Origin of the sequence: Photorhabdus heterorhabditis, from assembly GCF_001280945.1 — a bacterium.
Classification (GTDB): domain Bacteria; phylum Pseudomonadota; class Gammaproteobacteria; order Enterobacterales; family Enterobacteriaceae; genus Photorhabdus; species Photorhabdus heterorhabditis.
In genome coordinates, this window is record NZ_LJCS01000006.1 from 117,458 (window position 1) to 125,996 (window position 8,539).

10 protein-coding genes are annotated in these 8,539 nt (G+C 44.0%); 8 read left to right on the forward strand and 2 right to left on the reverse strand.

Going from position 1 to position 8,539, the window contains the following annotated elements; all coding sequences use genetic code 11:
* The first annotated feature begins 353 nt into the window (after positions 1-353).
* Positions 354-1,907, forward strand: coding sequence for a 4-hydroxyphenylacetate 3-hydroxylase N-terminal domain-containing protein (locus AM629_RS04190; RefSeq protein WP_152911968.1), 1,554 nt, complete (start codon positions 354-356; stop codon positions 1,905-1,907).
* Positions 1,908-1,997: 90 nt separating this feature from the next.
* Here the strand turns inward: AM629_RS04190 and AM629_RS04195 are convergent, their stop codons facing one another.
* Positions 1,998-3,383 (reverse strand): uracil-xanthine permease family protein, encoded by a 1,386-nt coding sequence (locus AM629_RS04195; protein WP_054476416.1) that lies wholly within the window; start codon positions 3,381-3,383, stop codon positions 1,998-2,000.
* 242 nt (positions 3,384-3,625) lie between these two features.
* Here AM629_RS04195 and gltS point away from each other — a divergent pair, with 242 nt between their 5' ends.
* From gltS to AM629_RS04210, 4 genes are read left to right on the forward strand one after another with little or no spacing between them, the layout of a single operon-like run.
* Positions 3,626-4,834: a sodium/glutamate symporter gene (gene gltS, locus AM629_RS04200; protein ID WP_054476418.1), complete on the forward strand. Its 1,209-nt coding sequence runs from the start codon at positions 3,626-3,628 to the stop codon at positions 4,832-4,834.
* Positions 4,835-4,882: 48 nt separating this feature from the next.
* Complete coding sequence (locus AM629_RS23880; protein ID WP_161804208.1) at positions 4,883-5,035, forward strand: hypothetical protein; 153 nt, start codon at positions 4,883-4,885, stop codon at positions 5,033-5,035.
* The gene (locus tag AM629_RS04205) at positions 5,013-5,291 is read left to right on the forward strand and encodes a type II toxin-antitoxin system RelE/ParE family toxin (RefSeq protein ID WP_046974745.1); all 279 of its coding nucleotides are present in this window, start codon (positions 5,013-5,015) and stop codon (positions 5,289-5,291) included. Before AM629_RS23880 ends, AM629_RS04205 begins: the two co-directional genes overlap by 23 nt.
* Entirely contained in the window at positions 5,291-5,590 is a 300-nt protein-coding gene (locus AM629_RS04210) for a HigA family addiction module antitoxin (protein WP_046974746.1), read from the forward strand. Before AM629_RS04205 ends, AM629_RS04210 begins: the two co-directional genes overlap by 1 nt.
* A gap of 153 nt (positions 5,591-5,743) precedes the next feature.
* Here AM629_RS04210 and AM629_RS24955 read toward each other — a convergent pair whose 3' ends face one another.
* A complete protein-coding gene (locus tag AM629_RS24955; protein ID WP_262499901.1) occupies positions 5,744-5,875 on the reverse strand; it encodes a hypothetical protein in 132 nt (43 codons plus the stop codon).
* A gap of 287 nt (positions 5,876-6,162) precedes the next feature.
* Between AM629_RS24955 and AM629_RS04215 the strand changes: the two genes are divergently transcribed.
* The 3 genes from AM629_RS04215 to AM629_RS04225 all read left to right on the forward strand — a co-directional run.
* Entirely contained in the window at positions 6,163-6,936 is a 774-nt protein-coding gene (locus AM629_RS04215) for a Fic family protein (RefSeq protein WP_054476421.1), read from the forward strand.
* A 334-nt stretch (positions 6,937-7,270) separates the two neighbouring features.
* On the forward strand, positions 7,271-7,534 hold the full coding sequence (locus tag AM629_RS04220; protein ID WP_046974748.1) for a type II toxin-antitoxin system RelB/DinJ family antitoxin: 264 nt from the start codon (positions 7,271-7,273) through the stop codon (positions 7,532-7,534).
* A 402-nt stretch (positions 7,535-7,936) separates the two neighbouring features.
* The coding region (locus tag AM629_RS04225; RefSeq protein ID WP_152911969.1) for an Rpn family recombination-promoting nuclease/putative transposase at positions 7,937-8,539 on the forward strand (603 nt) is incomplete at its 3' end.

Sequence of the window (8,539 nt, forward strand, 5' to 3'; positions counted from 1 at the left end):
AGCTGAATTTTCTGTTAAAATTTTAGAGCATTTTTAGTTCTATTGATAGTTATATTGTCTGATTAATATAACGCTTAAAATTATCAAGAGTGGTTTAGTAATATCGAAAAACTCTGCCAATAAATTAATGTATCACGAAGTGATTAGCAATAAAGTAATAATTTAATTGCATGATTAAACCTATTTTTATCTTGGTTTTATGGATGTTTGGAATAAAACGTCGTGATTGATTTTACTTATTTTCTAGTGAATATACCCAATAGATTTCAAGTTGCAGGGCGGCGGCAAGTGAACGCAGCCAACAAAGCAGCAGCTTGAAAGATGAAGGGTATAAATAATGTCAGGAATATACTATGTCAGATGAAATGAAACACAAATCGCCGGATGAAAATAATACCCGTATCACCCGCCCACTAAATGGCAAGGAATATCTGGAAGGGTTAAATGATGGTCGGGAAATTTGGGCTTATGGTGAGCGTATCCACGATATTACCCGCCATCCTGCTTTTCAAAATCCAGCCCGCGCTGTTGCGAAACTTTATGATGCCTTGCACGATCCTGCTCATCGTGACGTACTGACTACAGCGACGGATACGGGCAGCTGTGGTGTGACACATCCCTTTTTTCGTATCCCGCGCTCACAGCAAGATTTAATTGCTGATCGTGATGCTATCGCCGCGTGGGCGCGCATAAGTTACGGTTGGTTAGGGCGAAGCCCTGATTATAAGGCTTCGTTTCTTACCACACTGGGCGCAAATCCAGAGTTCTATGGTGATTTTGCTGATAATGCGAAAACCTGGTACACCCGTTCACAGGAAAAAGTGCTCTACTGGAATCACGCAATTATTAACCCGCCAATAGATCGTCATTTACCCGCAGATGAAATTGGTGATGTTTGTGTTCATGTGGAAAAAGAGTGTGATGATGGATTAATTGTTAGCGGTGCTAAAGTCGTTGCCACGGGATCAGCGATCACCCATTACAACTTTATCGGCCATTATGGTTTACCGATCAAAAAACGGGAATTTGCATTGGTCTTTACCTTGCCGATGAATTCACCGGGGTTGAAATTAATCTGTCGCCCCTCTTATGCACTGGCGGCGAATAAAATGGGAAGCCCTTTTGATTACCCACTCTCTTCCCGCTTTGATGAGAACGATACCATTATTGTTTTGGATAAAGTGAAGGTCCCTTGGGAAAACATATTTATCTATGGTGATGTCGAGAAAACATCGTCGTTCTTTTCTGAAGCTGGCTTTTTTCATCGGGCATTACTACATGGCGTCACCCGGCTAGCCGTTAAACTTGATTTTCTTTGTGGATTAATTATTAAAGGCGTTGAAGCGACGGGTACGCAGGGTTTCCGTGGTGTGCAAACACGTATTGGTGAGGTATTAGCATGGCGTAATATGTTTTGGGCGATGAGTGATACAATGGTTAAATCACCTCAACTGTGGCATGGGGGGGCTTTATTACCGCGATCTGAGTATGGAATGGCTTATCGTTGGTTTATGACACTAGGCTACCCACGGATAAAAGAAATTATTGAGCAGGATTTAGGGAGTGCGCTGATTTATGTTAATTCCCATGCCAGTGATTTTACTAACCCGGAACTTGCTCCTTATCTTAATAAGTATGTGCGTGGCTCAAATGGTTATAGTGCTGTTGAACGCGTAAAACTGATGAAACTGATTTGGGACTCTATCGGCACAGAATTTGCCGGTAGGCACGAATTATATGAGCGCAATTACTCTGGCAACCATGAAAATATAAGAATTGAACTGCTATCAGCTGCCCAGGAATCAGGGTTAGTGGATCAATTTAAGGGATTTGCTGAGCAGTGTATGAGTGAATACGATCTTAATGGTTGGATTGGTGACGATTTTATTTGGCCTTCCAGTCGCTAGGCTAAACCATAATCACGCACGACTATGATTTGATGTGCGTGATTATTGAGTTGGGTATCTGCAACCTGATATTGGATTTCTCGGCGGATATTATTTTTCCTGAGGAAATACCAGATTAAGAATGATAGCTGTCAGACCACCAGCGGCAATACCGGAAGAGAGTAGTGTTTTCAGCCAGTCAGGTGCGAATTGTAAAATCAGTGGCTGTTGAGCAACGCCCATCCCAACCGCTAAAGAGAGTGCAATAATCATAATTGCCCGGCGGTTAAGTGCCTCTCTGGAAACGATACGGACACCGGACGCAGCAATTGTACCGAACATCACGATAGTAGCCCCTCCCAATACCGGTTCAGGGATCTGTTGTACAAATCCTGCCACCGCAGGAAACAGACCTAACAGAATCAGCATCAGCGCCACAGCATAACCTACATGACGGCTGGCAACGCCGGTTAGCTGGATAACTCCGTTATTCTGTCCAAAGCAAGAATTCGGGAAAGTATTGAATACGGCAGAAAGCATAGAATTTAGGCCGTTAGCTAAAACACCGCCTTTAATACGCTTCATATATAGAGGCCCGCTGACCGGTTGCTCTGAAACGTCAGACGTTGCGGTAATATCGCCGATGGTTTCCAGTGAAGTGACCATAAAAATCAGCATTAATGGGATCAGCAGATTCCAGTCAAAGGAAAGACCATAATAGAGTGGCGTAGGAATCGTTATCAATGAACTATTCTCCGGTACCGTTGCTTGTGGCAGCATCCCCATTAGCCAGGCGACAACATAACCAACCGCCATTGCAATTACCAGAGAAGCGACACGTAGGTAAGGATTACGCTGGCGGTTCAACAAAACAATCACCGCTAACACAACACCTGCCAGAAACAGATTATCTGGAGAACCAAAAGTATGATTTTCGATAGCAGAGAATCCGCCACCGATAGAAGTTAATCCAACCTGAATCAGAGACAAACCGATAATCATTACAACAACACCGGAAACCAGCGGCGTGATAATTCTCCGGGCCAGATGCAATACGCGGGATAACAGAATTTCTGTCATGGATGCCAACATTAGAGTACCGAATAGTGCTGCCATCATCGTCGGGATATCTGCCCCACCGTTTTTGAGTGCCAGACCGCCCATAATTAATGGAGAAACAAAGTTAAAACTGGTTCCTTGAATAGAAAGTAAACCAGAACCGACAGGCCCCCAGGTTCGGATCTGGATTAATGAAGCTACCCCTGAAGCGAACAGGGACATGCTGATAATCCGCTGTGTATCGTGAGCAGGCAGCCCCAGCGCCTGACAGATTAAAATTGCTGGTGTGATAACAGCGACAAACATTGCCAGTAAATGCTGGCAAGCAGCAAACAACGTTTGTAGCAGCGGTGGCTGATCTTCCAGGCGATAAATCAATTCACTGTCTGATTTTTTCGGGGATATTGTTGCAGCTTGTTCAGGGGATGAAGTGAACATGGTGTGAAATTCCGGACTGACAAAAAACGCATTTTAATGATCAACTGCGCAAAAGCAATCGTTTGCGTAAAAATTCTGTTATTTGTCATGATTCACTCTGGTCACATTTTTATATGTTTTAACTTGTGTTTGTTGCAGATTTTTTTTCTAATCCAGCGTTGCCTGCTTTTGGCGTTTTCTAAAGGATGAGTATAACGTCGTAATAACTTACATAATTTTAACAATATAGCTGGGGTACATAGATGTATCATCTTGATGTTTATGGCACACTCGTTGCGTCCGCATTAGTACTATTACTTGGGCGTAAACTTGTACAATCAGTTCCATTTCTTGAAAAATACACCATTCCTGAACCTGTCGCGGGTGGCCTGTTAGTTGCTCTGATTCTTTTAATACTGAAGCAAACGACTGGCTGGGAAATCAACTTTGATTTGTCTCTTAAAGACCCTTTGATGTTAACTTTCTTCGCTACTATCGGCTTGAACGCGAATCTCTCTAGCCTGAAAACGGGAGGTAAGGTTCTTTTCACTTTTGTCTTCGTCGTTGTTGGCTTGTTGTTGGTTCAGAACACGGTGGGTATCGCGTTGGCTGAACTGCTAGGACTGGACCCACTAATGGGCTTGCTGGCGGGGTCTGTTACGTTGTCTGGTGGTCATGGTACGGGGGCTGCGTGGGGTAAACTGTTTAGTGAGCGTTATGGTTTTGAAAATGCGACAGAAGTGGCAATGGCCTGTGCGACTTTCGGTTTAGTACTGGGTGGTTTGATTGGTGGTCCAGTTGCTCGTTTTCTGGTGAGAAACACCCAAACTCCGGGTTTGAGGTCAGATGATACGGAAGTACCAACCGCATTTGAAAAACCTTATACCGGTCGGATGATCACCGCGTTGGTCATGTTGGAAACAATCGCATTGATCGCCATCTGTCTGATGGCAGGTAATTTTGTGTCTGAACTTCTGCAAGGTACATGGTTTGAATTACCGACATTCGTTTGTGTGTTATTTATCGGGGTTATCCTGAGTAACAGTTTGTCGGTGTTAGGTTTTTACCGGGTCTTTGACCGGGCGGTTTCTGTACTGGGTAACGTGAGTCTTTCACTGTTCCTGGCAATGGCATTAATGAGCCTGAAACTGTGGCAGATGGCGTCACTGGCATTGCCAATGTTGGTTATCCTCACCACCCAAGCCATCGTCATGGCGTTGTATGCAATTTTTATCACCTATCGGGTGATGGGTAAAAACTATGACGCTGCGGTTCTGGCGGCGGGTCACTGTGGTTTCGGCTTAGGGGCAACACCTACCGCTATTGCGAACATGCAGGCGATTACCGATCGCTTTGGACCATCTCATGTGGCGTTTCTAGTGGTGCCGATGGTAGGCGCGTTCTTTATTGATATCGTCAACGCGATTGTGATTAAGCTCTATCTGCTGTTACCGGTATTCCCGGCGGTGTAGGGGCGAATTAGTAAGATACTGCGCCAGCGATTCAGTTGGTGCAGTATTGTGATTGTGTTTCAGCCTTTCCTATTCCTTATCTATGATGTACCTGAATTGGTTTACTCTGATATGGAGTTGTTCCGTAAGGAACACTTTGTTACATTGTTCCTTGTGGCGCAACGAGGAGCGGTAAGGAATGATAAAGAGTTTCAGGCATAAGGGGCTGCGCCAGTTTTTTGAAAAAGGTGTTTCTGTTGGAATTAACCCTCAGCATGTAAACAAACTCCGTCAACGACTTGCTGTTATTAACGATGCAGAGGATGTAGGGGAAATCAATTTTCCTGGATACAACTTACATCCTTTGACGGGAGATAGGAGAGGGCAGTGGGCAATTACTGTTTCTGGGAACTGGCGTATTACATTCGAATTTATCGACGGTGATGCGTATATCGTTAACTATGAGGATTATCACTAATGAAAATGTTCAATCCCCCTCATCCAGGCGAAATTATTGCTGATTCTTTGGAAGAGCTAGGCTTGGGAATTCGTGATCTTGCGCGGGCATTAAATGTTGCTCCGTCTACGGCTCAACGTTTAGTTTCGTGTAAAGCGGCAGTCACGCCAGAAATGGCGGTAAAGTTATCTAAAGTACTTGGTAGTTCTCCACGGTTGTGGTTGAAACTGCAAGAATCTTATAGCCTTGATAAAGCAGAAAAGACGGTTGATATTTCTAAATTGACCCCGTTATTTAAACCGCATGTGTCTCATGTCTAATATTTAGACATATATATGCAGGGGTTATTACCTAATCGATGGTCGGCGCGTTCTTTATCGATATCGTTAACGCGATTGTGATTAAGCTCTATCTGCTGTTACCGGTATTCCCGGCGGTGTAGGGGCGAATTAGTAAGATACTGCGCCAGCGATTCAGTTGGTGCAGTATTGTGATTGTGTCGCGTCTGTTTCCAGAAGAGGAATCGCTACCAAGCCGTGGGCAATTTTCGCTACATTGGCAGGTAGGATTGCTACACCAAGGTTAGCGGAAACAAAGCAAATCATATTCGCAACTAGGCGGCCATCAAGGGCCGCGCATGTTGCAGCTTGTCAGCCAAAACCTCATTTATGTTTATGAAACAATGAATAATTGACAGTATATGGAACACCATTTACATGGTAAATAGTCAGACCGCTGACAAACCTTGTTAAAAATAACGGTGTCCGTGTACGGCTTCGCATCTACAAAACTGCGCTCTATCGTCTCTGGCGGGAAGGTCTGGCGAGGTGGTCTTTTACTGTGTTTTACTTATAATTTATCGAATTCGAAATAGTAAAAAGGATGAGCAACAATGAAGCTTTTCAACGTTCTGGGATTTCGTTGGGACCGGTCTGCTGTTCCTCTTATTATCCCGATTTACTCCATTGAACGGGTATGCTTCCGTTTTCACCGGATGTTGCCAGAATTTGTTTGGGATGCCAGCGTGCTTGAAGGCAATCCTTTTACTTTCCCGGAAGTGAAGACATTATTGGACGGTGTAACTGTCGGTGGTAGGAAGGTTTCTGATCAGGAGCAAGTACTTAATCTCGCAAAAAGTTCTAAACGCTTGTTATCTCTGGTGAAAAAAGGTCAATTTGAGTTGACCAAAGCTACATTTACTGAACTTCACAGCATAGTTGCCCGCAACGAAGCCTTGGAGTGGGGACGGTTCCGTGGAGAAGGGCAGGAGATAAATTACACTCCAGATGTCAGTTTGGGTGAGTATGGCCGGCATACTCCGTTACCTACCGTACCCGATGCACCAGAATTGAACCGCATTTTTCAAGCCGGTATGGCGGCATTGGATGAGTGTCAGCCTTTCGAAAAGGGGGCCGCATTTTTCCTTTTTGGGGCATTACAGCAATTCTTTTTCGACGGTAACAAACGTACTTCGCGTTTCATGATGAACGGTATCTTGATGTCGAATGGCATCGATGCAATCAGCGTGCCTGCGGCAAAACTACATGAGTTCAACGAAAAGATGGTGCGCTTCTACTTGAGCAAAGATGCGACTGAGATGATGATATTCCTTGTGGATTGCCACCCGGAAGCAGAGCAAATTCGTGCGGCGAATACACGAAATTAGCGATCACTGCGCTTGGCCTGTTTGGGATTCGTCCCGATATGTTTTCAATCATGTATTATCATAATGTGTGCGTTCGGGTAACCAATGTTCAATTTATGTTCTTTCCCAACGCTTGACGATAAAAAAGTCATTTTGTTTTTATCGTCAACGCTTATTTTCGCTCTCAAAATGGTCTCTGGTATGAGCCCATGGCGGGATTCCACTTTGTTTACCCTGCCATGTGGTAATTCATCTACCAGCGATTCTATACTCCACTTATAGCAAAAAATTTTTATTGCATTACAAATGTCATGCAATAGAATGCAATACAAATGTCATTACAGGAGATAACGTTATGAGTACTATTCAGATCAGAGTTGATGAAGAACTTAAAAAAAGTGCGTATCAGACATTTGAGAAACTGAACTTATCGCCATCCGATGCACTGCGTCTCTTTCTGCGCTATGTTGTAGAGAATGAAAAGCTGCCGTTCGCTGAAGTTTCCGTTATGGTGGCAGATCATGATGAAGATGCAGACATCTTAGCAGTGGTACGTGACCGTCTTAAAAATCCCGCTAGACGTATCAGGGTAAACCTTGATGATATTCCAATAAAGTAAAATAATTCAATAAGTTGCCTGGTTTTTGGCTCTTCTTTACCTTTGCTTTTGTCGCCTGTTGGTATAACGCGATCCCCGAACTGGCATCATAGGTACTGATGACATGAAGTGCTTGAGTCAGCGTACCTGCGGCGAAAATACATGAGTTCAACGAAAAGGTGATGCGCTTCTACTTGAGCAAAGATGCTTCTGAGATGATGGCGTTCCTTCAAGCATCTGATAAAAAAGTTTAGCCGCTTATTTTATTGCGAATTAAATAACCTGAACTTCGCTTAAGAAGAAAATAAAAATATCTGAGATACGATCAACATTTTTGTCAAAGAAAATTTAAGACATCTCAGTCAGCTCGGTTTCTTGCTTAATATTCCTTCAATATAAAAGAAAGTATGCTACCATTCACCGATGAAGAAAAAAAAGACATCAACGCCACATGACGCTGTTTTTAAAAAGTTTTTAAGTCATATCGATACGGCCAGAGACTTCCTGGAGATTCATTTGCCTGCGACATTACGGGCAGTTTGTGATCTGGATACATTGCGGTTGGAATCAGGATCGTTTATTGAAGACAATCTGCGGGCGCATTATTCCGACATTTTGTATTCATTGAAAACGGCGCAGGGTGAAGGTTATGTGTATTGCGTGATCGAACACCAGAGTTCCCCGGACAAAATGATGGCATTTCGGTTATTACGTTACGGGATTTCAGCTATGCAACGGCATCTGGAGCAGGGACATGAAAAATTGCCGCTGGTCATTCCGGTGTTGTTTTATCACGGGAAAATACAGCCGTATCCCTGGAGTACCAATTGGCTCGACTGCTTCGATGCTCCGGCCCTGGCGAAGGAAATCTATTCCGGTCCCTTCCCGCTGGTCGATGTGACGGTCATCTCCGATGATGAAATCCTGACGCACAAACGGGTCGCGTTATTGGAAATGGTGCAAAAACATATCCGGCAGCGAGATATGGCAGAGTTACTGCAAGAGTTGGTCATACTGCTGACGTAT